20 protein-coding genes, 1 tRNA gene and 2 pseudogenes are annotated in these 22,711 nt (G+C 66.4%); 10 read left to right on the top strand and 13 right to left on the bottom strand.

Annotation, left to right across the window (positions count from 1 at the left end; genetic code table 11):
• Positions 1–58 precede the first annotated feature (58 nt).
• On the bottom strand, positions 59–940 hold the full coding sequence (locus GOALK_RS11895) for a DUF8176 domain-containing protein (protein ID WP_006359067.1): 882 nt from the start codon (positions 938–940) through the stop codon (positions 59–61).
• 213 nt (positions 941–1,153) lie between these two features.
• Here GOALK_RS11895 and GOALK_RS11890 point away from each other — a divergent pair, with 213 nt between their 5' ends.
• The 6 genes and pseudogenes from GOALK_RS11890 (at position 1,154) to GOALK_RS11870 (ending at position 5,046) form a co-directional block, all read left to right on the top strand.
• Positions 1,154–1,735 carry an ASCH domain-containing protein gene (locus tag GOALK_RS11890; RefSeq protein WP_006359066.1) on the top strand — a complete coding sequence of 194 codons (582 nt, stop codon included), beginning with the start codon at positions 1,154–1,156 and terminating at the stop codon, positions 1,733–1,735.
• A 36-nt stretch (positions 1,736–1,771) separates the two neighbouring features.
• Positions 1,772–2,017: pseudogene (locus tag GOALK_RS11885) on the top strand (AraC family transcriptional regulator); the annotation flags it as partial.
• A 32-nt stretch (positions 2,018–2,049) separates the two neighbouring features.
• Positions 2,050–2,133 (top strand): annotated as a pseudogene (locus GOALK_RS24245) (VOC family protein); the annotation flags it as partial.
• A 49-nt stretch (positions 2,134–2,182) separates the two neighbouring features.
• Positions 2,183–3,034: an esterase/lipase family protein gene (locus tag GOALK_RS11880; RefSeq protein ID WP_075863599.1), complete on the top strand. Its 852-nt coding sequence runs from the start codon at positions 2,183–2,185 to the stop codon at positions 3,032–3,034.
• A gap of 173 nt (positions 3,035–3,207) precedes the next feature.
• Positions 3,208–3,283: transfer RNA gene (locus GOALK_RS11875), tRNA-Thr, on the top strand.
• Between the two features lie 308 nt (positions 3,284–3,591).
• A complete protein-coding gene (locus tag GOALK_RS11870) occupies positions 3,592–5,046 on the top strand; it encodes an alpha/beta hydrolase family protein (protein WP_006359063.1) in 1,455 nt (484 codons plus the stop codon).
• Between the two features lie 19 nt (positions 5,047–5,065).
• Here GOALK_RS11870 and GOALK_RS11865 read toward each other — a convergent pair whose 3' ends face one another.
• The 3 genes from GOALK_RS11865 to GOALK_RS11855 all read right to left on the bottom strand — a co-directional run bounded on the left by GOALK_RS11865 (position 5,066) and on the right by GOALK_RS11855 (position 7,275).
• Positions 5,066–5,689 (bottom strand): hypothetical protein, encoded by a 624-nt coding sequence (locus GOALK_RS11865; protein WP_040004155.1) that lies wholly within the window; start codon positions 5,687–5,689, stop codon positions 5,066–5,068.
• Between the two features lie 207 nt (positions 5,690–5,896).
• Positions 5,897–6,457 (bottom strand): hypothetical protein, encoded by a 561-nt coding sequence (locus GOALK_RS11860; protein ID WP_006359060.1) that lies wholly within the window; start codon positions 6,455–6,457, stop codon positions 5,897–5,899.
• Between the two features lie 245 nt (positions 6,458–6,702).
• Positions 6,703–7,275 (bottom strand): TetR/AcrR family transcriptional regulator, encoded by a 573-nt coding sequence (locus GOALK_RS11855; protein WP_006359059.1) that lies wholly within the window; start codon positions 7,273–7,275, stop codon positions 6,703–6,705.
• Positions 7,276–7,422: 147 nt separating this feature from the next.
• Here GOALK_RS11855 and GOALK_RS11850 point away from each other — a divergent pair, with 147 nt between their 5' ends.
• Positions 7,423–8,265: an alpha/beta fold hydrolase gene (locus GOALK_RS11850; protein WP_040004166.1), complete on the top strand. Its 843-nt coding sequence runs from the start codon at positions 7,423–7,425 to the stop codon at positions 8,263–8,265.
• Between the two features lie 72 nt (positions 8,266–8,337).
• Here GOALK_RS11850 and GOALK_RS11845 read toward each other — a convergent pair whose 3' ends face one another.
• The 6 genes from GOALK_RS11845 to GOALK_RS11820 form a co-directional block, all read right to left on the bottom strand.
• On the bottom strand, positions 8,338–8,526 hold the full coding sequence (locus GOALK_RS11845; RefSeq protein ID WP_006359057.1) for a hypothetical protein: 189 nt from the start codon (positions 8,524–8,526) through the stop codon (positions 8,338–8,340).
• Between the two features lie 60 nt (positions 8,527–8,586).
• Entirely contained in the window at positions 8,587–9,648 is a 1,062-nt protein-coding gene (locus GOALK_RS11840; RefSeq protein ID WP_006359056.1) for an ABC transporter substrate-binding protein, read from the bottom strand.
• Between the two features lie 51 nt (positions 9,649–9,699).
• Positions 9,700–10,533 (bottom strand): ABC transporter permease, encoded by an 834-nt coding sequence (locus GOALK_RS11835; RefSeq protein ID WP_006359055.1) that lies wholly within the window; start codon positions 10,531–10,533, stop codon positions 9,700–9,702.
• Positions 10,530–11,303 carry an ABC transporter permease gene (locus GOALK_RS11830; protein ID WP_035754748.1) on the bottom strand — a complete coding sequence of 258 codons (774 nt, stop codon included), beginning with the start codon at positions 11,301–11,303 and terminating at the stop codon, positions 10,530–10,532. The genes GOALK_RS11835 and GOALK_RS11830 overlap by 4 nt, the downstream gene beginning before the upstream one ends.
• Positions 11,296–12,141, bottom strand: a complete 846-nt coding sequence (locus GOALK_RS11825; RefSeq protein WP_035754783.1) for an ABC transporter ATP-binding protein — start codon at positions 12,139–12,141, stop codon at positions 11,296–11,298. The genes GOALK_RS11830 and GOALK_RS11825 overlap by 8 nt, the downstream gene beginning before the upstream one ends.
• A 163-nt stretch (positions 12,142–12,304) precedes the next feature.
• Complete coding sequence (locus tag GOALK_RS11820; RefSeq protein ID WP_006359052.1) at positions 12,305–13,591, bottom strand: DNA polymerase III subunit delta'; 1,287 nt, start codon at positions 13,589–13,591, stop codon at positions 12,305–12,307.
• A 115-nt stretch (positions 13,592–13,706) separates the two neighbouring features.
• On the opposite strand from GOALK_RS11820, the gene GOALK_RS11815 reads away from it, so the two are divergent.
• Positions 13,707–15,224, top strand: a complete 1,518-nt coding sequence (locus GOALK_RS11815; RefSeq protein WP_006359051.1) for an adenylate/guanylate cyclase domain-containing protein — start codon at positions 13,707–13,709, stop codon at positions 15,222–15,224.
• Between the two features lie 82 nt (positions 15,225–15,306).
• On the opposite strand, the gene topA is transcribed toward GOALK_RS11815, so the two are convergent.
• From topA to GOALK_RS11800, 3 genes are all read right to left on the bottom strand, one after another.
• Complete coding sequence (gene topA, locus GOALK_RS11810) at positions 15,307–18,369, bottom strand: type I DNA topoisomerase (RefSeq protein WP_006359050.1); 3,063 nt, start codon at positions 18,367–18,369, stop codon at positions 15,307–15,309.
• A 182-nt stretch (positions 18,370–18,551) separates the two neighbouring features.
• On the bottom strand, positions 18,552–19,136 hold the full coding sequence (locus GOALK_RS11805; protein ID WP_006359049.1) for a hypothetical protein: 585 nt from the start codon (positions 19,134–19,136) through the stop codon (positions 18,552–18,554).
• Between the two features lie 158 nt (positions 19,137–19,294).
• Positions 19,295–19,498: a cold-shock protein gene (locus GOALK_RS11800; protein ID WP_006359048.1), complete on the bottom strand. Its 204-nt coding sequence runs from the start codon at positions 19,496–19,498 to the stop codon at positions 19,295–19,297.
• A gap of 335 nt (positions 19,499–19,833) precedes the next feature.
• Here GOALK_RS11800 and sftH point away from each other — a divergent pair, with 335 nt between their 5' ends.
• Both sftH and GOALK_RS11790 read left to right on the top strand, forming a co-directional pair.
• Positions 19,834–22,161 (top strand): DEAD/DEAH box helicase, encoded by a 2,328-nt coding sequence (sftH, locus tag GOALK_RS11795; protein ID WP_006359047.1) that lies wholly within the window; start codon positions 19,834–19,836, stop codon positions 22,159–22,161.
• Positions 22,154–22,705 carry a hypothetical protein gene (locus GOALK_RS11790; protein WP_006359046.1) on the top strand — a complete coding sequence of 184 codons (552 nt, stop codon included), beginning with the start codon at positions 22,154–22,156 and terminating at the stop codon, positions 22,703–22,705. The genes sftH and GOALK_RS11790 overlap by 8 nt, the downstream gene beginning before the upstream one ends.
• The last annotated feature ends 6 nt before the right edge of the window (positions 22,706–22,711 follow it).

Here is a 22,711-nt window from a genome sequence, read left to right as displayed (position 1 = left end):
GCTCTGGGTCATCTCAGGACTACCTTTCTGCGCCATCTGAATGGCTTTCTGTCTGAACTCATTCGACGGACTTGATGGACTGGATGAAGGTCTGGCCGCCTGTCGTGGACGTGCGGATGACCTGGCGATAGGTGATGGGCGCCGCGTCGGGCTGCAATTCGGTGAGCACCACCGAGTACTCGCCGGGCGCCCGTTCGGTGATCTTCAGACAGTGCCGCGTGCCGATGGGGCGCTGATCGATGTACTGCTGCATCACGTACTCGGAGGCGACTGCACCCGGGGCGGCAACGGCGCGTGCGGCTTTCGCCGAGCGCAGGACGTAGTAGGCGTGGTTGAACGCGCGGATCGCGCCCGGACCGGACTCCTGATCGCCCGTCTCGTCGTCGTTCGACACGGTGGTCCCCGAGCCGATAGGACGCTGCGCGCAGGCCGGGTGACCGACGACGCCCGACGTCGACGGCACCTCAGTCGGTGCCGTGGACGCCGTGGCGTCCGCGGTGACCCCGGGGCGGTCCGAACCGCCACCGGCGAGAGAGATCGAGACAACCACCGTGACCACGATCACAAGGATCGCGGCTGCCGCACCTGCGATTCGCGGTCCCGAACCCAAGAACCGACGCCAGCCGGGAGCCCTGCCGGACATGGTCTTTCGCTTCGCGCGGACCGACTTCTCGGCTTCGGCGAGAAAGGCATCGAGATCGGACGACGGCTTCCCCGGAATCTCGGCAACCGGGGTCTCGAACCTCGGCGCCGAGGGCTCGACGGTCAGTGCCGGAGCGTCGAGAACGGCCACCGCGGTGCCGCCGACATCGCCCTGAGCTGCGTCGACGGAACGGAATCGGGCGAGGTGAGCGGCCAGATCGGCCGCCGGCGTGGTTCCGGAGGACGGCCACGCGGGAACGTCGGGGAACCACAGGGACTGCGGACGCGGCAGCACCATGAGACCCCCTCCCGGCTGGTGATCGTCGTCGTCAGTTGTGCACGCGACGACACGACACCAAAAGGAAGACCCCCCGGGCGCCGGCACTGCCGTCGCTGATCTCGGGTCACCCTACAACAGCTCTCAGCAACATCTCAGACATCCTCCACAGGCATCACCTGCACCGGTTCTGACTGGCTGCGCAGCCGCGGCGCCCTCGCTACGGTCGAAGATGTGCTTCTCACAGCTGCAGTGGCGCGCGGGATCGCCGACGGTTCCGTCGACCTCGCCTTCCGACGTTGGGGACATCCCCGCATCCGACCCGGGTCGAGCTTCATCGCACTGACACACGTCATCGAGGTGACGTCGATGGAGCGCGTCGATCCCGCAAAGATCACCGCGAAAGAGGCGCGACGGGCCGGTTACGAGACTGTCGACGACCTGCGGGCGACCCTGTGCGTCAACACCCACAACCCGACCTATCGACTCGGACTCCGATGCATCGGCGAGGACCCGCGCATCGCACTCCGCGCCGATGACGATCTCTCCGACGACGACGTCGCGGACATCCGCTCGCGGCTCGACCGGATGGACACTCGATCCCAGAACGGGCCCTGGACGCATGACATCCTCGCGCTCATCGGCCGGCGGCCCGGCGTCGTGTCCACCGACCTCGCCGCCGAACTCGGCAGGGACCGAGCCGGTTTCAAGAACGACGTCACGAAGCTGAAGAAACTGGGACTGACCGAAAGCCTCGAGGTCGGTTACGCACTCTCACCACGCGGCGTCGAGTTCCTCCGTCGCGACAACACCTAGCCACCGCCGGACATGGCGCGCGCCGGTCGCGAGGTCGTGGCGGTGGGACTGTCGAGTGTCGGATCGTTCACCACGAGCTTCACCCGCGCCTTCGGCAAGACGCCGACCGCGTACCGGGATTCGTTCCCGCCTGCCGCCACGTACGCGCACGTTCCCGCATGCGTGCTCCGCGTCTGTTCACGGCCGGGGCCGGCCAGTCGTGTCGAACGGCCGAAACCGCCGGCCGAAGAGCTCCCGAAGACAGCACCCGGGAAGAAGACCGTCACACCCGTCCGCGCGTAGCTTGATTTCCACCGGAGGGAAACGCAGCCCCGAGGACGTACGGGATCGATGCCGGCTTCCGCGACCCGTCGGGCAACAGCATCCGTCTGACGCAGATGGCGGAAATCCTGGCGTAGGGCGCGAGACCGCCTGTCGCCCTGACGGTCATGGGCGACAATGTCCCCTATGAACCGTCTCCGATCAGGACTCGCCGCCGCGGCCGCGTTCGCCGCGGCCTGCGTGCTGCTTGCCCCGGGCACCGCGCAGGCCGCGCCCTTCGCCGTCACCACAGATGTGAACAAGGCGATCGCCGAGCACTACCTCAGTCCGGCCACCGAGTCACCCGCCGGCAGCAACCGGTTCGACTGCCGGGATCGGGAAGGACGAGACCCGATCGTTCTGCTGCACGCGACCGCGATGAACCAGAGCGCCAACTGGGCCTACCTCGCTCCGACCCTCGCCAACGCCGGGTACTGCGTCTTCAGCCTCACCTACGGCCAGGCGTCGTGGAGCGGCAACACCGGCGGTCTCGGCAACAAGGAACGGTCTGCGGCGCAGCAGGTCGCGCCGTTCATCGACAAGGTCCTCGCCGCGACCGGCGCCGCCAAGGTCGACCTCATCGGTCATAGCCAAGGCGGAGCGATCGCCCAGCTGGTGACACAGCTTCCCGGCCGCGCCACGCAGGTGGACACCATCATCGCGTTGTCGGCATCGCACCAGGGAACCTCGCGGGTCGGCTCGATCACCGACCGACTCCCGGCCCGGGCTCCCGGCCAGAGCTACTGGGGCCCCCGGCACCCGGCGATCGACTACGTCAACTTCGCGACCCGCTTCGACGAGATCTCCACCCCGTACACGAACACCCTGATGACGCCCGGCCCGAACGTCGTCAACACGCTGATCCAGGACGTGTGCCCGGCGTCGAAGATCGGTCACGTCGGCATGGCCTACTCCCCGACCGTCGCCGCGCTCGTCCGCAACGCCCTCGACCCCGCTCATCGGGTGCCGCTGGTGTGCGGCTCCGACTACCCGCTCTGAGCCCCGAGCGCTCGCCGGAATCGCCAGGTCAGATCAGGTTCGCGAGCCGCAGACAGCGCGCCTGGGCGAAGGTGGCGATTCTGGGCGGGGTCACGTCGAGGCACTCGAATGGAGCCGGTTTTTGTTGCGGGCGATGGACTCGCTAGACTCGTCTGCGCTGCCTCGCGTAGCACGCCGCCCTAGCTCAGTCGGTAGAGCAATTCACTCGTAATGAATAGGTCAGGGGTTCGATTCCCCTGGGCGGCTCCACCGGGATCGTGCGATCTCCGACCCGTACGACGTCCCTCGATCCCCCGGATTCACACCGAGCTTTTCATCCGACGGCGAACCGCCTACACCAGCCTCTTAGCGACGCAAAGATAAATGCGTGTCAGGATGTCGGTGTTAATCCATTCGGATGACACATCCCGAGCCCCCCGCTCCTTAGACTTTATCCGACTGTAGGAGGTCAATTGGGGGCACGTCGGGGAGGAAGGCACCGGTCTCAACCGGCGCGAACCGCCACATCTTCTCGTAGACCATCGCGCGCGACAACCACTTCGCTGACGCTCAGCGCGTTGTCTCTCGGCACCGTCGTGCCGATCGCCGTCGCGTCGACGAACGTCACCGCCGTCGTCGAATCCCTCATCGATCGCGAGATCGTGCGGGAGGCCACGCAGCACGACAACACCAGCGACATCTTCACCGACCTGCCCGACAGCACGATCATGGTCGTCACCCCCGGGACCAATGACACCACGCTGATCCCGCGCAACCTTCCGTACGTCGGCCACCGGCAGACCCTGATCGTGAACTACCCCGAGTCCTTCGGACCCGTCATCGCCGGCCGCTCGAACACGCTCGCACCGTTCGCTCCGGGCTACGACGAGTCCAAAGAGCATGCGATGAACCAGAACCTGGCCGTGATGGCCGCGTTCGCCGACATGGGTGAGGACCGCCCGTTCGTCGTCTACACCGGTTTTTCGCAGGGCGCCGACGCGCTCGGCGACGCCGCCGAGGATCCTCGGGCCTACGACAACGACTTCCTCGTTCCGGGCAAGGACATGGTCGTCCTGGTCGCCGACCCGCGGAGCCCATGGGGCATCAAGGCCTGGCTCGACACGATGCCGTGGCTGAAACCGTTCGTGGCGGTCGCCGGGATCGACGCCAACGGCGCCCGCGACCCGGAAGCCACCGGCAAGATCAAGATCGTGTCGGTGATCGTCGTCGGCGACCCGGTCAGCAACTTCCAGTGGGTGGCGTACCGCCCCGTCACGTCGCTCGTCGTCAACGCGGCCGGGTTCCTCACCATCCACTCGGGCAACGGACCGCACACCTACGGCGACGTCGAGCGTCTGGGCGACCCGACCGAATACACCAGCGGCAACACAACATACCTCGTGTACGACGCGGCACATCCCCTGGCACTACTGGCGGCAACCGTCTACGACACACTCGGAATCGCCTACGACAAGGACGATCTCGCCCGCTGGGATGAACTCGCCGAGGCCTACTACCCGACCCAGGCACCCAATCCCGACACCGCGGCGGTGCCGGTCACGGCCGCGGATTCGGTGAAGCAGGACCAGCCCGGCGACGGATACACCGTCACTGTGCCGTCCGAAGTCGCGACCGGCGCCGAGAAACCTGGGGGTCCGCCGGAAACGCGGGGGATCGTCCCGGCCGGCGCCGTGCCGCCGGCGGTCGATGACGTCCCCACGGATGACCGGACGCCCACTGACGAGCGTGAGCCCGACCGCGGAGATGCCGGCGACCGGCCTGACAGCTCCGACAAGCCGGATTCCGATCATTCGGATTCGGATTCGGATTCGGGATCGGGCTCGGGCTCGGGCTCGGGTTCGGGTTCGGGTTCAGGGAAGCCGGACTCCGGTGACAGCGGAGCCGGGGATTCCGGCTCGTCGACCGGCGGCGACGACTCATCGAGCAGTAGCACCGGCGGCGATCGGGAGAACTCCGAGTCTTCCGAAACCGGTTCGGCCGGTGGGGGTTCGACGGACCACGAGGCCGCCTGATCCCCCACCGACCGTGGGACTAGCTGGAGCCGAACAGATTTCCCAGGCTTCCGTTGCCCGAGTCGCCGCCGCCGTTGTCACCACCGCCGTTGTCACCACCGCCGTTGTCACCACCGCCGTTGTCACCACCGCCGTTGTCGGCCGGCTTGCCGGTGCCGGTGACCTTGTACACCTGCGCGAGGCCGTTGATCGTCAGGCCGGTGATCGGATCAGGCGTCGTGCATTCCTGGTAGATCGCGCACGACGTGTCGGACCGGTTCGAGACCCAGGTGCCGGTCGCCGACGAGTCCTTGGCGACGGACTGGCCGGACCACACGATCCTCAGCGCCCCGGCGGCCGCGTCGGCCCGGGCATTGTCGAGCACCGTGGACTCGATACCTGAGGCGATGATCGCGTTGACGGCGGCGACGCGCAGACCGAGCTGAGTCTCCTTGCTCGCGTCGTGGATGGACAGCCAGCAGGTGGCCGTCTTCGACGTCTCATTGCCCACGTTCACTGTCAGCGTGCCGTTGGTGAGCGACTGGGTGTGCGGGTACGACGACGGCAACAGCAGTGCCGCCGACGCCTCTCCGCTTCCGGTGAATGCCACCGCGGCGCCGGCCGCCATTCCGATTCCCGTCAGTGCCAAGCGTGAAAACCGCATCTGATCCCTTTCCTACGCATGATTCATTGCCCCACAACATGTGTCGTCGGGTGAGCCCGACGAATCGACGACGTCGGGGAACTGTTTGTTCTGGTTCAAGCGGGCACGACGATGTGCCCAGAGCCGCAACATGACCGGCGCGCGAGTCACCACGCCGAATCGACGGTGAGCCGACGAGCCCCGCCCGCCTCCCCAACGACCGCTGAACTATCCGAGCAGACCGCCGAACAGGCCGCCGAGGCTGCCATTGCCCGCGTCCGGCGAGTCAGGGGACTTGCCGGTTCCGGTCACCTTGTAGACCTGCGCGAGGCCGCTGAACGTCAGACCCAAAAGCGAATCGGAAGAGCAATCCTGATAGATCACGTAGGACGTGTCGGCACGCCCGGATTTCCACGTGGCCGTGGCCGAACCGTTCGACGAGATCGACTTCTTGGTCCACACCACCTTCAGCGCGTCGGCCTCGACTTCCTGGCGCGCCGCGGCGAGAAGCGTATCGCTGACCCCGCCGGCGAGGTGGGTGTTCACCTTGGCGACTGCCAGGTTGACCTGCGCCTCCTTGCTCGCCTCGTGGACGGACAAATTGCACTTCACCGACGACGACGTGTTGTTGTTCACCTTCACCGTCAGCGTTCCATCACTGAGCGACTGGGTGTGGGTGAACGAGGCCGGAATCAACAGCAGCGCGGACGCGCCTCCCGATCCGGAGAATGTCATCGCGGCTGCCGCTGCCAGCCCGAATCCCGCCGTCGCCACCTCGGTGAATCGCATTGTGCACCTTTCCCAGCCCGAGATCCGCTGTGTTCCAATGCCCCCCCGAAGCACCTCACAACGAATTGATTACGCCGGGACATTAGCAGACCAAATCGAAGATTCGGAACGATTCTGTTTCCCCAGGTCAAGATGATGGCTCAATTTTGTTCTCGCGAGATTTATTGCGAATAATGTCTCACGAATTGGTTCAGATGACCCACTAACAATGCGGTTGGTGACATTCCTTCAATCGAACGAACAATTCAGCCGAGAGCCTGGTCGATCAGGGTTTCCGCAGCACTCCGCGCGTCACCGGCCGCCTGCGCAGTGCCGGCGATCGCCGCCGTCGTCTGGGCCCCCTCCGCCAGGATCGCCAGCTGAGCAGCCAGCTGCGACGGCCCGCCGAGCTCCTCGACCAGGCCGGCCACGTAGTCCTGGAATGCGCACTTCTGCTTGCGCACCGCCTCGACCACCGACGGCAACTCCCCGCCCAGCTCCCCATAGGCATTGATGAACGCGCACCCCCGGAACTCGTCGGTACCGAACCATTCGAGCAGGAAGTCGAAGATGGCCAGCAGCTTCTCCCGCGGCGTCGACAAATCTTCTGTGCGGGCGGCGACACCCGCATTCCATTGCCGGGTTCGATCGTCGAGGACCGCGAGGATCAGGGCCTCCTTGGAGGGGAACAGCGAGTAGATCTTCTTGAGCGAGACACCTGCGGCGTCACGGACCTTGTCCATCCCGACCGCATGCACCCCATAGGCGTTGAACAGTTCATCCGCGGCCCGAATGACCCGCTCTCGCGGGTCGACCGCGGTGTTCTCCGAAGCTGCCACGACGCACCATCCTCACCCGATTTCCTGGTTACCCCTTGCGCGGGGAACGATCGTTCTCTAGTGTAGCAACCAGCTCAGAGAACCTCCGTTCTCCGCAGCTCCGATCAGACCCCCCTCGGGTCGCTGCAGAAGAAAGAAGTGATCACCATGGGTTACATCAACGTCGGCACCGAGAACACCACCGACATAGAGCTGTACTACGAGGATCACGGGACCGGTCAGCCGGTCGTGCTGATCCACGGCTACCCGCTCGACGGCGCCAGCTGGGAGTTGCAGGCTCGCGAGCTGCTCGACGCCGGCCACCGGGTCATCACCTACGACCGTCGAGGTTTCGGCAAGTCGAGCAAGGTCGGCACCGGCTACCACTACGACACCTTCGCCGCGGACCTGAACACCGTGCTCGAGACCCTCGACCTGCGCGACGTGATCCTCGTCGGATTCTCGATGGGCACCGGCGAACTCGCACGCTACGCCGGAAAGTACGGGACCGAGCGGATCGCCAAGTTCGCATTCCTCGCAGCGCTCGAGCCGTTCCTGGTGAAGACCGACGACAACCCCGACGGCGTCGACGCCGCGGTCTTCGACGGCATCGCACAGGCCGCCAAGGAAAACCGGTACGCCTGGTTCACCCAGTTCTACAAGGACTTCTACAACCTCGACGACACCCTCGGGACGCGCATCACCCAGGAGGTCGTCGACGCCAACTGGATCACCGCTGTCGGCAGCGCACCGGTCGCGGCCTACGCCGTCGTCCCGACATGGATCGAGGACTTCCGCTCCGACGTTGCCGCAGTTCGTGATTCGGGGAAGCCGACGCTGATCCTGCACGGCACCGCCGACAACATCCTGCCGATCGACGCCACCGGCCGCCGCTTCCACGAGGCCGTTCCGGAGGCCGAGTACGTCGAGATCGAGGACGCTCCTCACGGCCTCCTGTGGACGCATGCCGCCGAGGTCAACGAAGCGCTGCTGCGGTTCGTGAGGAAATGAGCGCAACGCCCGACGGCCGTCGGGCGGGACCACCCGCCCGACGGCCGCTGCGTCGTGTCTGCCGCGTCGTCTCTACTTGGTCGTCTCGTCCCCTGATTCGACGGACGCAGGTTCGACGGACGCCGACTCGTCGGACGACTCGTCGGTGTCATCCGCGAGCGGGTCGTACCCGGGGACTCCTTCGAGGACGGTCAGTTCCTGGTCGATGGCAGCCGAGACGGCCCTGGCCTCTTCCTTGATCTTGCGGATGAAGTCCGACATCGCCTGCTCCCTTGCTCATCGGCTGTACGGCCATCGACCGTGCACCAATGATAGGGCCGGTCACTTCTTCAGGTCGGGGTTCTCCTCGTAGACCTCCTTGACGAGCGACATGTCGAAGATCTGCTCGGCCTTGATGGCAAAACCGCCCTTGCCCAGGGCTTCGATGTTCTGCGCGATCAGTTCGTCGGTCATCGTGAGCAGGCCATTGGCCTTGGTGTCCGCGGAGACGACGAGGGTGTTCTGGGCAATGGCCTCCTTGGTCTGTTCGGCTTCGTCCAGACCGAGGTCCTTGCCGTACTTGGTGACCGCGAGCCGCGCCGACCCCGCCGGGTCGGCGACCGCGTCGTACCAACCCTTGATGTCCGCCTTGAGGAACGCCTTCACCTTGTCGCGCTCGTTGTCGATGGTGTCCTGCCGGACGACCAGGGTCTCGGCGACGAGCGGCAGGTTGAAGTCGGCGAACAGGAAGTTGGCATTCGGGAAGCCGCTTTCCTCCAAGGTGATCGGCTCGTTCGTCACATAGCTGACCCAGCCGTCGACCTCACCGTTCTTCAGCGGCGTCGGGTCGTACTGGACAGTGATCTTCTGGATGTCGGCCTCGGTCATGTTGTTGGCGGTGAGCAGCGCCTGGAAGACGTTCTCGTTGGTCGCCTGGACGCCGATCTTGCGGCCTTTCATGTCCTCGGGACCGAGGATGGGCTTGTCGGCCGACGACACGATGCAGAACGGGTTGCGCTGGAACGTCGCGGCGACGGTCATCAGCTTTGCGCCCTGCAGGATCACCGGCGCGGTCAGCTGCGGCGAGGACATTCCGATCCACACCTTGTTCGACGTCAGACCATTCTCGACGCCCGTACCCGCACCACCGCCGGTGATCAGCTCGGGCGTGCCGAGACCTTCCTCCTCGAAGTAGCCGTTCTCGATGGCGAAGTACTCACCCGCGAACTCGATGTTCTTCTGCCACGACAGCTGCACCTTCGGGTTGGTCGAGCTCGTGCCCCCGCTCGCGGTACCGCCGGAACTGCACGCCGACAACGCGCCGGTCAGACCGAGGGCACCGGCGGCTGCGCCGCCCATCATCGAATAGCGGAGAAACGACCGACGGTCGAAGGAGTTGGCCATGTGAGAATTACCTTTCGCCAGAAGCAGATGCGGTCGAGCGTGCGCCCGACCTCAGTTGTGCTGCATTCCCATCTGTGACAGGACGACAGTCTCGATGACACCCACCACGGCGTAGATGACGATCGAAGCCACGGTGATGACGAGGACCGAGGCCCACAGCTCGTCGTAGGCCGCCGCGGGCAGGGCCCGCTGGAGTGACGCACCGAGGCCTTTGTTGGTCCCCAACCACTCGGCGACGGTCGCGCCGATGAGCGCGCCCGGCACCGAAACCTTGGCCGCGCCGAACAGCGACGGCACCGCCGACGGAATCGCAGAGCGGCGCAATGCCGTCCAGCGCCCGCCGCCGTACACACTGATCACATCGGTGATCTGACGCGGCGCATTCGACAGCCCGGTCATGATCATCACGAGCGCGGGGAAGAACACGACGATCCCGCCCATCACCGCGACCACCGCGACTCCCCGACCGACGATGACGGTGATCAGCGGTGTCATCGCGACCAGCGGCACCGACCGGAGGAGCATCGCGATCGGCATGAACGTCTGTGCCGCGGAACGGGACACGACAAAGATCGCCGCCGTGGCGATCGCCGCGAGCATACCGGCGACGAACCCGATTGCCGCGTCCTGCAGGGTGATCCAGAGGTTGCCGAAGATCTCGGCGCGGGCCGCCGGCGCGTCGGCGTCGACGAACAGGTAATCGAACACGTCGACAGGCGTGCGCCCGATGATCGGCCCGATGTCGGGGAAGGCCAGGAGGAACAACCACCAGATCACCAGGATCAGCGCGAACGACAGCAGCAGGGATCCGAGGAAACGTCCTGCCGCCCACAGACCACCGGTTCCGAAGCCCCCCGCCCTGAGAGTTCTCACCTCAGTGCTCATCGTCCCGCCGCCGTTCCGTTCGACCAGGCCGTCGCATACTTGGCGATCACCGCGACCACGGCGTAGCCGAGGCCGGCAATCGCCCCGCTGATCAGGGCGATGGCCCACACCTGCGGGATGTCGCCGCTCTGCTGGGCGATGATCATCGCCGGTCCGGCACCGGTTTCGGGCATCGCGAGGAACTCGCCGAGCACGGCACCCAGAACTGCGGCCGGAGCGGCGATCTTGATGGCGGCCAGGGTGTTCGGCAGTGCGGCGACGGATCTCACCCGCCACAGTTGCGCGAAGCGGCCGCCGCCGTAGACCTTGATGAGGTCGAGACTTCCCGAGTGCGGTGCGCGCAGACCCGACAACGTCCCGATCATCGTCGTGAAGAACACCGAGATGGCGGCGAGGAAGACGATCATCGTCGTCACCTCGGCGAAGGCCACCTGGATGATCGGCGCGACAGCGATGATCGGCGTGCAGTACGACAGGATCGCGAGCTGGGTGGCCAGTCCTTCCACCGGCGGAAACAGGATCACGGTGACGGCCAGGGCGATCGCAAGCCCGTTGCCCCAGAGGAATCCGCGGAATGCGAGTTCGACTGTCAGCGAGAAGTTGTCGACGTAATAGGTGGACCCGGTCTCGCCGATCTCGGCGAGCACCGACCACGGCGTCGGGATCGTTCCGCCGAACAGGTCCAACGCACCGGCGATCCACCACACCACGATGAGTCCGACGATCCCCCCGAGACCGGCCACCCATCGGACCGATCCGAATCTAGCCACTCACGCCCTCCGAAACAGGTTCGGGCGCTACGACTTCGGCCGGTTGCGCGGTCGCCCGCTTACCGAACAGGAGGCCGGAGAGGTGGTCGTGTATCGCGTGGAACTCGGGCGTGCGCATCATCTCCGGGATGCGGGGCCGCGGCAGATCGACGGGGACCACCTCCGCCACCGTGCCCGGCCGCGGACTCATGACCGCGACCACGTCGGACAAGAAGACCGCCTCGGCGATACCGTGCGTGACCATCAGCGTGGTCGCCGGCTTCTCGGTCCAGATGCGCAGCAGTTCGACGTTGAGCCGCTGCCGGGTCATGTCGTCGAGCGCGCCGAACGGTTCGTCGAGCAGCAGTGCGGTCGGTTTAACCACCAGAGCACGGGCGATCGAAACACGTTGGCGCATACCGCCGGAGAGCATCGCGGGCTTGGACTTCTCGAAGCCCTTGAGCCCGACCAGTTCGATCAGGTCGGCGACGAGGTCGTCGTCGGCCGGCATTCCCCCGACCTGCAGCGGCAGCTTGATGTTGGATTCGACCGAGCGCCACGGCAGTAACGCGGAATCCTGGAAGGCGATGCCCAGCTCATGATTTCGCTGGAGGTCCTGGGGCGATTGCCCGTTCATCAGCGCGGTCCCCGAGGTGGCGTCCTCGAGGCCGGCGAGGATGCGCAGCACCGTCGACTTGCCGCAGCCCGACGGGCCGAGCAACGACAGGAAGGAACCCTCCGACGTGCTCAACGAGACGTCGGACAACGCGGCCACCGTCGAACTCCCGCGCAACGAACGAGAGGTGAACGTCTTGGTCAGTCCAGAGATGTTGATCCCCGTACCCAGGGGTCGTGTCATGACCGGAGACATTAAAGAGGCCGTGTTGCCGCCCGATTACCGTCGCGTAAGAGTCGCGACGTGCTCAGCCGGCGAACATCTGCGCAAAGGGTGCCGACAGCGCCGGATGGAGGCATTCCAGTCCGCCGCATCGACGCCGCCGCCGGACTCGGCCCCGCGATTGCTAGGCGTCGACCTTGCGCTTGAGCGCCAACCCGATCCGCGCGACCATGTCGTCGACCGCGAACTTGGGTTTGACGTTCATGTCCAGCGCCTCGCGGCAGTCGAGGACGGCCTCGACGCACGACAGCAGTTGCTCGGGGCGGGCGTAGCCGGCCAGGGGTATCGAGATGTCGTCGGACTTGTCGGGATGCATCGCGGTCACCTCGGCCCCGACCCCGACGACGAGCGCGTCGCGGAAGAGCGCGGCGAGGTCGACGAGGGCGCGGTCGAGGACGTCGCGTCCGACGCGCGTGGCCCGCGACTTCTGTCGCTTCTCCAGCTCCTTGAGCGCGCCGGCACTACCGCGGGGCATCCGGGCGGTCCCCTTGCCGGTACCGCCCGCACCCAGCGCGGTCTTCATCTCCTCGGTCTCGGCCTCGTCGAGTTCCGCGCTGATCGCCTTGGCCGCTGTCTCCGCCGAACGCACCAGCTCCTCGGCCGCGGCGTACGCCGTCGAATCCCGGGAAGCCGCCCGTGCCAGCGACAGCGCCTTCTCCCGCTGGGAACGGGCGTCGGGGTCGGTGGCGAGGCGCCGGGCGCGGCCGATGTGGCCGCCGCAGACCGACGCCGCCCATCGGGCCTGGTCGGGGTCGAGGCCGTCGCGTTCGATCAGGACCCGTTCGATGGCCGCGGGTGTCGGCGACACCAGCGCGACGTGCCGGCATCGCGATCGGAGGGTGACCGAGATGTCCTCGGGGTCCACCGACGGCGCGCACAGCAGGAAGACGGTGCGGGGTGGCGGCTCCTCGACGACCTTCAGCAGCGCGTTGGCGGCCTGCTCGGTGAGGCGGTCGGCGTCCTCCACGATCACGATCTGCCAGCGACCGGTCCCGGGGCGTCGGGCGGCGGCCTGGACGATGTCGCGCATCGCGTTGACCGCCAGACTCAGACCCTCGGGCACGACGTGCCGGACGTCGGCGTGGGTCTTTGCCATCACCGTCACACACGCGCGGCACTCGCCGCACCCGACGTTCGCAGACTCGGGCGACTGGCACTGCAGGGCGGCAGCGAAACACGTCGCAGCGACCGAACGACCGCTTCCCGGCGGCCCGGTGAACAACCAGGAGTGCGTCATCGACGCGCGTGACCACCCCGCGTCGACGCCCGGGATCTCGTCGTCGGGCACGAACAGGCCCTCGCTGCTGCCCGCGTCGAGTTGCTGCGCGAGGACCCGCGCAGCACGCGCGGCAGCCCGCAGATCGTCCGCGATGGCCTCTTGGCCGGTCAGCCGATCAAAGACATTGGTCACAACGACACCCTAAACCGCAGTTCGGACACGCCAACGGGGCGGAACCGTGTTTAACGATTGCAAGCAGCCAGCTACCGTAGTCTCCGTGGTGGAACAGCGGTCGCGATGGTCCAAGGTGCTGCACCTTGGCCGTTGGCTGATTCATACGCCGTGGCCGATCCTCGCGCTCGACATGCTCCGCGCGAATCTCGTCGGCGCGCTCTTCACCTTCGCCTTCCTCCGCTTCGGGATGCCGCTCCAGGATTCCATCAGCCTGGACGAGATCACCGCACTGAACCAGGTGATCTTCGCGAGCTACTTGCTGATCGCGATGGTCATCGGCGGGTACGCCAGTATCCAGCTGTCGCTACCCGTGCTCGTGTGGCACCGAAGACGCACGCGACTCGACAACGAGGCCGCCCGACGCCGCGCCCTCGCCCTGCCGACGCTGCTGACCGTCGTCAACGCCGCACTGTGGGTGGTGGGCGGTACCCTCTTCACCCTCGTCAACCTGACCGTGTCATCCAAGAACGCCTTCATCGTCGCCATCGCGAGCGCCATCGGTGCGATGGTCACCTGCGCGCTGAGCTACATGCAGGCCGAGAAGGTCATGCGGCCGATCACCGTCGCCGCGATGGCCAACAACCCCAACCACGCGATCGCCCCCAGCGTCACCACCCGCATCACCGCGTTCTGGGTGATCAGCGTCGTCGCACCGATGGTCGTGATCATCGGTCTCATCGTGCTGCACCGGCTGGGCATCTTCGAAGGCGACTCGACCGGGCTGGAACGTCCGATCCTGTGGATGGCGGTGTCGGCTCTCGCGTTCAGCGTCATCGCGATCGTCCGTGTGGTGGCCGCGATCAACGACCCGATCAAACAGCTGCGTCGCGCCCAGTCGAAGGTCAGTGACGGCGACCTCAACGTCGCGGTGAAGATCTACGACGGCAGCGACCTCGGCCTGCTTCAGGCCGGCTTCAACGACATGGTCGCCGACCTGCGCGAACGACAGGAACTACGCAACCTGTTCGGCCGCTACGTCGGCGAGGACGTCGCCCGACGCGCCATCGAGACCGGCACCGAGCTGGGCGGCGAGGAACGCTACGTCGGTGTGCTCTTCGTCGACATCGTCGGTTCGACGCGCCTGGCCGTGAACCGCCCGCCGCGCGAGATCGTCGAGCTGCTCAACGAGTTCTTCCGGGTGGTCGTGGCCGTCGTCGGACGCCACGGCGGCTTCGTCAACAAGTTCCAGGGTGATGCGGCGCTCGCGATCTTCGGCGCCCCCCTCGACCTCGACGACTTCGCCGGCCGCGCGCTGGCCTCCGCGCGTGAGCTACGGGCCGAGCTGTACCAGACCCTCGGTGACACCGACATCGGCATCGGTGTCTCCGCCGGCAAGGCGATCGCCGGGCACATCGGCGCCGAGCAGCGCCTCGAGTACACCGTCATCGGCGACCCGGTGAACGAGGCCGCGCGCCTCACCGAACTCGCGAAGGACGAGCCCACCCGCGTGCTCGGTTCGGCCCGTGCCGTGTTCCTGGCCTCGCACGAAGAGGCCGAGCACTGGGAGATCGGTGAAGGCGTCGAACTCCGCGGCCGCGGGATCGAGACCCTCCTCGCCCGCCCGCACATGGAGCCCTACCGCAGGGACTGAGCGGCCCCCGAGGTCGACTCACCAGGGCCCTTCAAGACTCGTCGCTCGCGCTCCTCGCACCTCAAGCAGCGGCTGGGGCCCGCTAATCCTCCGACGACTCCGTCGTCTTCTTCGCGGCCGTCTTCTTGGCCGCGGTCTTTTTGGCGGTCGTCTTCTTGGCGGCAGCCTTCTTCGCGGTCTTCTTGGCGGCCGTCTTCTTCGCAGCCTTCTTTGCCGGGGCCTTCTTGGCGGCCTTCTTCGCCGCCTTCTTGGCCGGGCCGCGAGCGCGACGATCGGCGAGGAGTTCCATCGCGCGCTCCGGCGTGATCGAGTCGACCTCGTCGCCCTTGCGCAGGCTCGCGTTGGTTTCGCCGTCGGTCACGTACGGACCGAAGCGGCCATCCTTGATGACCATCGGCTTGCCGCTGACCTCGTCGTCCTTGCCCAGTTCACGCAGCGGCGGCGCAGCCGCCTGCCGTCCACGACGCTTGGGCTCGGAGTAGATCTTCAGGGCCTCGTCGAGGGTGATCTCGAAGAGCTGTTCCTCACTGCCGAGGGACCGCGAATCCGAGCCCTTCTTCAGGTAAGGACCGTAGCGCCCGTTCTGCGCGGTGATCTCGTCGCCGGACTCCGGGTCGACGCCGACGACGCGCGGCAGCGACAGCAGCTTCAGAGCCTCGTCGAGGGTGACCGTCGAGATGTCCATCGACTTGAACAGCGAACCGGTGCGCGGCTTGGGACCGGCCTTCTTCGCCGCCTTCTTGGCGACCTTCTTCGCCGCCGGCTTGGTCTTGGTGGTGGTGCCGCCGCCCGGGGAATCGAGCGGGACCACATCGGCGTCGCCGGCGTCGCTGCCGCCGGTGCCGGGAGATCCGCCGTCGCGCGGCGTCGGACCCGCGGGGATGGTGATCGGGGCTTCGCCGTCGTCGTCATCGTCGTCGGCGGGCAGGATCTCGGTCACGTACGGACCGAAACGCCCTTCCTTGGCGACGATCTCGTGGCCGGTCAGCGGGTCGACGCCCAGCGAGCGACCCTCCTGCGGCGTCGAGAACAGCTTCTCCGCGATCTCCAGCGTCAGCTCGTCCGGCGTGATGTCGGCGGGCAGGTTGGCGCGCTGCAGATCGGGTTCGGCATCGGCGTCGGTCTTCTTGTTCGCGTTGAGGTCACGCTCGAGGTACGGACCGAAGCGGCCGACGCGCACATAGATCGGCCGGCCCTCTTCGTCGTCGAACAAGCGGATCGAGTTGACCTGGCGGGCGTCGATCTCCTCGAGGTTGACGCCGACGAGCTTCTTGAGTCCGCCGTACTGGGCGATCGCCGAGTGCGCCGAGCGTGCCTCGGCGTCGCCGGACCGCTCGTCGCCGAAGTAGAACTCCGACAGCCACTTCGTCCGGTTCTCGTTGCCGGTGGCGATCTGGTCGAGATCGTCTTCCAGGGTCGCGGTGAAGTCGTAGTCGACGAGACTCTCGAAGTACGCCTCGAGAAGTCCCACCACCGCGAAGGCGATCCACGACGGGACGAGGGCGTTGCCCTTCTTCACGACGTAACCGCGATCCTGGATGGTGCCGATGATCGAGGCGTAGGTCGACGGACGGCCGATGCCCAGCTCTTCGAGCACCTTGACCAGCGACGCCTCGGTGAAGCGGGCCGGCGGGTTGGTCGAGTGACCGTCGGCGGTGAGCTCGGTCGCGGTGAGCGACTGCCCCTCGGTCAGCTGCGGCAGGCGGTTCTCGGCGTCGTCGGCCTGGCCACCGGTCTGCTCGTCGACGGTTTCCACGTAGGCCGACAGGAAGCCGGGGAACGTGATGGTGCGGCCCGACGAGGCGAACGTCGCGCGCTCCCCGGACGACGCGGTGCCCGCGATCCGCAGGCTCAGCGTGGTGCCCTTGGCGTCGGCCATCTGCGAGGCGACGGTGCGCTGCCAGATGAGCTCGTACAGGCGGAACTCGTCGGCCTCGAGCTGGCCGGCGACCTGGCCGGGAGTCCGGAACGTCTCGCCCGCGGGACGGATCGCCTCGTGGGCCTCCTGGGCGTTCTTGACCTTGCGGGTGTACTGACGCGGCGTCGGGTGGACGAAGTTGTCGCCGTACAGCTCGCGTGCCTGGGCGCGGGCGGCGTTGATCGCCGACTCGCTCAGGCTCGTCGAGTCGGTACGCATGTAGGTGATGAAGCCGTTCTCATACAGCCGCTGCGCGATGCGCATGGTGCGGTCGGAGGTGAAGCGCAGCTTACGACCGGCCTCCTGCTGCAGCGTCGACGTCATGAACGGCGCATACGGGCGACGGGTGTAGGGCTTCTCCTCGACCGACGTCACCGTCATGGCGGCGCCGCGAAGGCCTGCAGCCAGGCTCTCGGCACGGTCGGCGTTGAGCACGACGACCCCGTCGGGCTTCTTCAGTTCACCGGTCGCCTCGAAGTCGCGACCGGTGGCGACACGGGCGTCGTCGACGTTGACCAGGCGGGCCTTGAACGTCGAGGGGCTGGCCTCGGCGCCGGCGTCCATGGTCGCGGCGATGTCCCAGTACTCGGCGGACACGAACGCCATGCGCTCACGTTCACGCTCGACGATGATGCGCGTCGCGACGGACTGCACGCGGCCCGCCGACAGCTTCGGCATGACCTTCTTCCACAGCACCGGAGACACCTCGTAGCCGTAGAGGCGGTCGAGGATGCGTCGGGTCTCCTGGGCATCGACCAGGTCGATGTCGAGATCACGCGGGTTCTCGGCGGCCGCGCGGATCGCGGGTTCGGTGATCTCGTGGAACACCATCCGCTTGACCGGGATCTTCGGTTTGAGCGTCTCGAGGAGGTGCCAGGCGATGGCCTCCCCCTCGCGGTCACCGTCCGTGGCGAGGTAGAGCTCGTCGACGTCCTTCATCAGCGACTTCAGCTCACTGACGGTGGTCTTCTTGTCCGGCGAGACGACGTAGAGCGGCTCGAAGTTGTCGTCGACGTTCACCCCGAGGCGCGCCCAGGGCTGGCCCTTGTACTTGGCGGGGACGTCGGCGGCGCCGCGCGGCAGGTCGCGAATGTGGCCGCGGGACGACTCCACCACGTAGTTGGAGCCGAGGTAACCGGCGATCTTGCGCGCCTTTGTAGGGGACTCGACGATCACGAGTCGTCGGATTCCCCCACTAGAGCGGGATGCGGTGCTGGTCTCGGCCACCGGGGCGTCCTTCGGTTGACTGGGTGGAGAACCACCTGCATGTGAACAGGTGTGTTCGATGGGTTTGTACCTTATGTATAGCGCCGTTTGCACATCCGAATTCCTTGTGACGCTGTCAGATGTGACCCATACCGCGCTTTCGGTCAGCGTTTTCCCAGGTCAGAACGATCTAGAAGAGATCGCTAATGTATGTCCGCAGGTGGCCAATCCGGCACTGCCGCCGCATTCGGCGGCGGACCCACGTATTCGTGCAGACGAACGAGACGACGGTGGCCGGCGATGCGAAGTGCAGGTGAATGACCCCGCGTGCCGACCAGGGTGGGTGCGATCCCGACCCTCATCAGTGCGGTGGCGAGTGCCGCGTGGGTGTCGGGGGCGTGCGGGTCGAGACCGAGTTGGTAGCGGCCTTCGTCGGAGTGGCCGGAGGCGATCACCCAGAGCCGCAGCGCACGGTATGACGGAATCCAGCCGGTGGGCATCGCCTTGACCGCGCCTGCCGACCATGCCAGGTGAAGTGCGTCGAGTTCATGACACGCCGCGGTGCGGGCCAACGGGGTGCCCTCATCGGAGGTGGTGACCTCGGCGTCGAGACCGGAGGCCCGCATCTCCTCGACGATCTGCTCCGCGCGCCAGCGATCGCGGACGACGATCGAGACCCGCGTACCGGAGTCCGAACGGACGGCCTGACCGTGCGCCGCGAGCAGGCCCGCGAGATCGGAGTACGCGGGCTCCTCTGTCTCCGCGGAGAAGAACGACAACTGGCCCACAAGCCGAGATTAGGTGGTCCGGGTCCCCGAAACCGGTCTTTCCCGCGGCGGTTCGCGCCGCCGCTTCAGCGGCCCCCGGAAAACAAACCGCTCCCGTCTCGACTGAACGAGACGGGAGCGGTTGTCGGCAAGCTGCGTATGCAGTTGCGCAGGTGGTCTCAGACGGCGCGAACGCCGGTGGCCTGCGGGCCCTTGGTGCCCTGGCCGACCTCGAACTCCACCCGCTGGTTCTCCTCGAGGGTGCGGAAACCGGCTCCCTGGATTTCGGAGTAGTGGACGAACACGTCGTCGGAGCCCTCGTCAGGCGCGATGAAGCCGAAGCCCTTTTCCGCGTTGAACCACTTCACAGTTCCCTGTGCCATGTCTTGCAATCCTTTACATATCAACTGTCGCGACACGATGGGTCATCGCGTCGTGGCCGGTTGACCGCCATACCTCAAAGAGCCCCGCGAAGATCTGCTTCGATCCGCCAAACTAACCTCAGTACCACGGCTGCAACACGCTTGTCGCCCGCCTCGACGGGTTGCGAAAGCTGCGGCCGCACCCAGTCAATCATGTCCGGCCCACTTGCGATAGTCACATCAACCAAGATGAGCAAAAACCTCGCCAAACTTCAGCAGCACGACATCCATCGGTAACATCCCGACCTTCCCAGACCTCCCGCGCCGACACCACTTTGAAGAGTTTCCACCATAAAATGCAGTACTCCACATTCGGGACAGATCTCCTCGCAAGGTCCCTCGCAGGCACCGACCCCGACGAGTCCCCACTCACGCACCTGTCGGTAATCCCGTCGCGCCCTGCATCTTTCGCCGAGTGGCCGGAATGGGTGCCCACAGCACTCCTCGACGCGTACGCGGACAACGGAATAGAACGCGTCTGGACACACCAGGCCCGGGCCGCCGACGAAGCATTCCGCGGTAATCATGTCGCCATCTGCACGGGAACCGCATCGGGTAAATCACTGTCTTACCAGATGCCAATTCTTTCGACTCTGTTGAATGAAAAGAATTCGACAGCGTTATATCTCGCGCCGACGAAAGCGTTGGGCGCGGACCAGATCCGGGCGGTCTCCTCGATCATCGCCGGGCGGCCGGAGTTCGGGCACCTGCAGCCCTGCGCCTACGACGGCGACACCGACCCCGAGATCCGGCAGTGGGCGCGCGTGCACTCACGGTGGATATTCACCAACCCCGACATGCTGCACATCGGCATCCTCTCGCATCACGCCCGGTGGCGTCAGTTCTTCCGGCATCTTCGCTTCATCGTCGTCGACGAATGCCACCACTACCGTGGCGTCTTCGGCTCCCACACCGCACTCGTCATGCGCAGGCTCCTCCGGATCGCCCGTGCGGCCGGCGCGAATCCGACGGTGATCGGTGCCAGCGCGACGGTCGCGCAACCCGCGGAGGCATTGGGCCGCTTGATCGGTGAGCCCGCGGTCGCGGTGACCGAGGACAGCTCGCCGCGCGGTGAGCGCACCGTCGCATTGTGGGAGCCGGACTTCCTGCCGGCGGTGACCGGGGAGAACGGCGCGCCGGTCCGGCGCTCCGCCGGCGCCGAATCTGCACGGCTACTCGCGGATTTCGTGGTCGAGGGTGCGCGGACACTGTGTTTCGCGCGCAGTCGGCGGGGCGTCGAACTGACGGCACTGTCGGCGCGGAACCTGTTGTCGCAGAGTGCGCCCGAACTCGAGTCGAGGATCGGGGCCTACCGTGCGGGCTATCTCGCCGATGACCGGCGCAAGCTCGAGAAGGCGATCTCCGACGGCGAGCTGCTCGGTGTCGCGACCACCAACGCACTCGAATTGGGCGTCGACATCAGCGGATTGGACGCTGTCATCGTCAGCGGCTACCCCGGGACGGTCGCGTCGTTCTGGCAGCAGGCGGGTCGGGCCGGACGCCAACGGGAGTCCGGGGACTCGCTGGTGGTCCTGGTCGCCCGCGACGACCCACTCGACACATTCCTGGTGCACCATCCCGACTCGCTCCTCGGCAAGCCGGTCGAGGCCACCGTCACCGACCCGGCCAACCCGTACATCCTCGGGCCGCATCTGTTGTGCGCCGCCGCAGAGAAGCCGCTCTCGGACACCGAGATAGACGCCTGGGATGCGCGGCCGGTGGCCGAGGACCTGGCCACGGAAGGCCTGCTGCGCAGACGGAAGTCGGGTTGGTACGTCGCCGCCGGCGTCGAACCGCACGCCGAGATCGACATCCGGGGCGGGATCGGCGGGCAGGTGTTGATCGTCGACACCACGACCTCGCAGGTCCTGGGCACCGTCGACACCGGGCGCGCGATGTCGACGGTGCACCCCGGCGCGGTGCACATCCACCAGGGCGAGACGTACCTCGTCGATGAACTAGACCTCGACGACGGCCTGGCGCTCGCACATCCCGAGGACCCCGACTGGACCACGTCGGCACGCGAGACCACCGACATCTCGATCACCTCCGTCATCGAGAGCCGTGAGTTCGGTCCGCTGACCGTGGCCTTCGTCGAGGTCGACGTGACGCATCAGGTAGTCGGTTACCTGCGGACGCTGCGGACCGGTGAGGTGCTCGACGCCGTCGAACTCGACATGCCCGAGCAGACCCTGCATACCCGGGCGGTCATGTACACGCTCACACCGGAGGTGCTGGCCGAGGCCGGAATCGACGACACGAGGCTGCCCGGTTCCCTGCACGCGGCCGAGCATGCGACGATCGGACTCCTCCCCCTCGTCGCGACGTGCGACCGATGGGACATCGGCGGCGTCTCCACCGACCTCCATCCCGACACCGGATTGCCGACCGTTTTCGTCTACGACGGGTACATGGGCGGGGCGGGTTTCGCCGAGCGCGGGCACTCTGCCTTCCTCACCTGGATCAACGCCACCCGGGACGCCGTCGCGAGCTGCGGATGCGAGAGCGGCTGCCCGTCGTGTGTGCAGAGCCCCAAGTGTGGCAACGGCAATGATCCGTTGGACAAAGATGGCGCAGTGACCGTCCTCGAACTGTTGTCTCGGCAATACTTGGCTCATGCATGACGAGGCATCCGATCGGGGGATCGGAACGAAGCGGCTGGTGTCCCGGCCCTCGCGCGCCTTCTTCCTGCTTGCCCGGCCCACCCAGGACACCGACAACCTGCCGGCCTCCATCGGCGAACGCGACGTGTTCTTCTCCGAGGAGGCGGCACTCGATGCCCTCGACCTGCACTACGGGTGGTGCGCGGCCCGGTCGGGCGGCTTCACCCCGGTGGTGACCACCGCCCAGTGGTACCTGCAAGCCGCGATGATCGGCCCGAGGATCACGCCGTCGCTCGGCGAGGTGTACCTGGCGTCGTCCGACGCGCAGTCCGGCGAAACCTGGGCTGCTGCAGGCGGGTTCCTGACCGAGGGCGAACTGATCCACTGGTCGTCGTTCGTGCGGGCGGTTCGACCGTGGATCCCGCTGAACACCGGGACCGAAGCCTTCGAACTCGCCTACCGCGGCGACACGGACGTTCACTTTCACCAATTGTGGTTCGCCCCTATGCAATCGGTACGGGTGTATCCGAAACGGATCGTCGTCGACGAGGACAGTCGCGGGTAGGTCAGC

Source organism: Gordonia alkanivorans NBRC 16433 (assembly GCF_000225505.1).
Classification (GTDB): Bacteria; Actinomycetota; Actinomycetes; order Mycobacteriales; family Mycobacteriaceae; genus Gordonia; species Gordonia alkanivorans.
This window is presented reverse-complemented; position numbering and strand designations above follow the sequence as displayed.

Excerpts from the sequence above, each read along its gene's own strand:
- GOALK_RS11895 (WP_006359067.1), bottom strand. The coding sequence starts at position 940 with ATGGTGCTGCCGCGTCCGCAGTCCCTGTGGTTCCCCGACGTTCCCGCG.
- GOALK_RS11880 (WP_075863599.1), top strand. The coding sequence starts at position 2,183 with ATGAACCGTCTCCGATCAGGACTCGCCGCCGCGGCCGCGTTCGCCGCG.
- GOALK_RS11865 (WP_040004155.1), bottom strand. The coding sequence starts at position 5,689 with ATGCGGTTTTCACGCTTGGCACTGACGGGAATCGGAATGGCGGCCGGC.
- GOALK_RS11860 (WP_006359060.1), bottom strand. The coding sequence starts at position 6,457 with ATGCGATTCACCGAGGTGGCGACGGCGGGATTCGGGCTGGCAGCGGCA.
- GOALK_RS11850 (WP_040004166.1), top strand. The coding sequence starts at position 7,423 with ATGGGTTACATCAACGTCGGCACCGAGAACACCACCGACATAGAGCTG.
- GOALK_RS11845 (WP_006359057.1), bottom strand. The coding sequence starts at position 8,526 with ATGTCGGACTTCATCCGCAAGATCAAGGAAGAGGCCAGGGCCGTCTCG.
- GOALK_RS11840 (WP_006359056.1), bottom strand. The coding sequence starts at position 9,648 with ATGGCCAACTCCTTCGACCGTCGGTCGTTTCTCCGCTATTCGATGATG.
- GOALK_RS11835 (WP_006359055.1), bottom strand. The coding sequence starts at position 10,533 with ATGAGCACTGAGGTGAGAACTCTCAGGGCGGGGGGCTTCGGAACCGGT.
- GOALK_RS11825 (WP_035754783.1), bottom strand. The coding sequence starts at position 12,141 with ATGACACGACCCCTGGGTACGGGGATCAACATCTCTGGACTGACCAAG.
- GOALK_RS11800 (WP_006359048.1), bottom strand. The coding sequence starts at position 19,498 with ATGGCACAGGGAACTGTGAAGTGGTTCAACGCGGAAAAGGGCTTCGGC.
- sftH (WP_006359047.1), top strand. The coding sequence starts at position 19,834 with ATGCAGTACTCCACATTCGGGACAGATCTCCTCGCAAGGTCCCTCGCA.
- GOALK_RS11790 (WP_006359046.1), top strand. The coding sequence starts at position 22,154 with ATGCATGACGAGGCATCCGATCGGGGGATCGGAACGAAGCGGCTGGTG.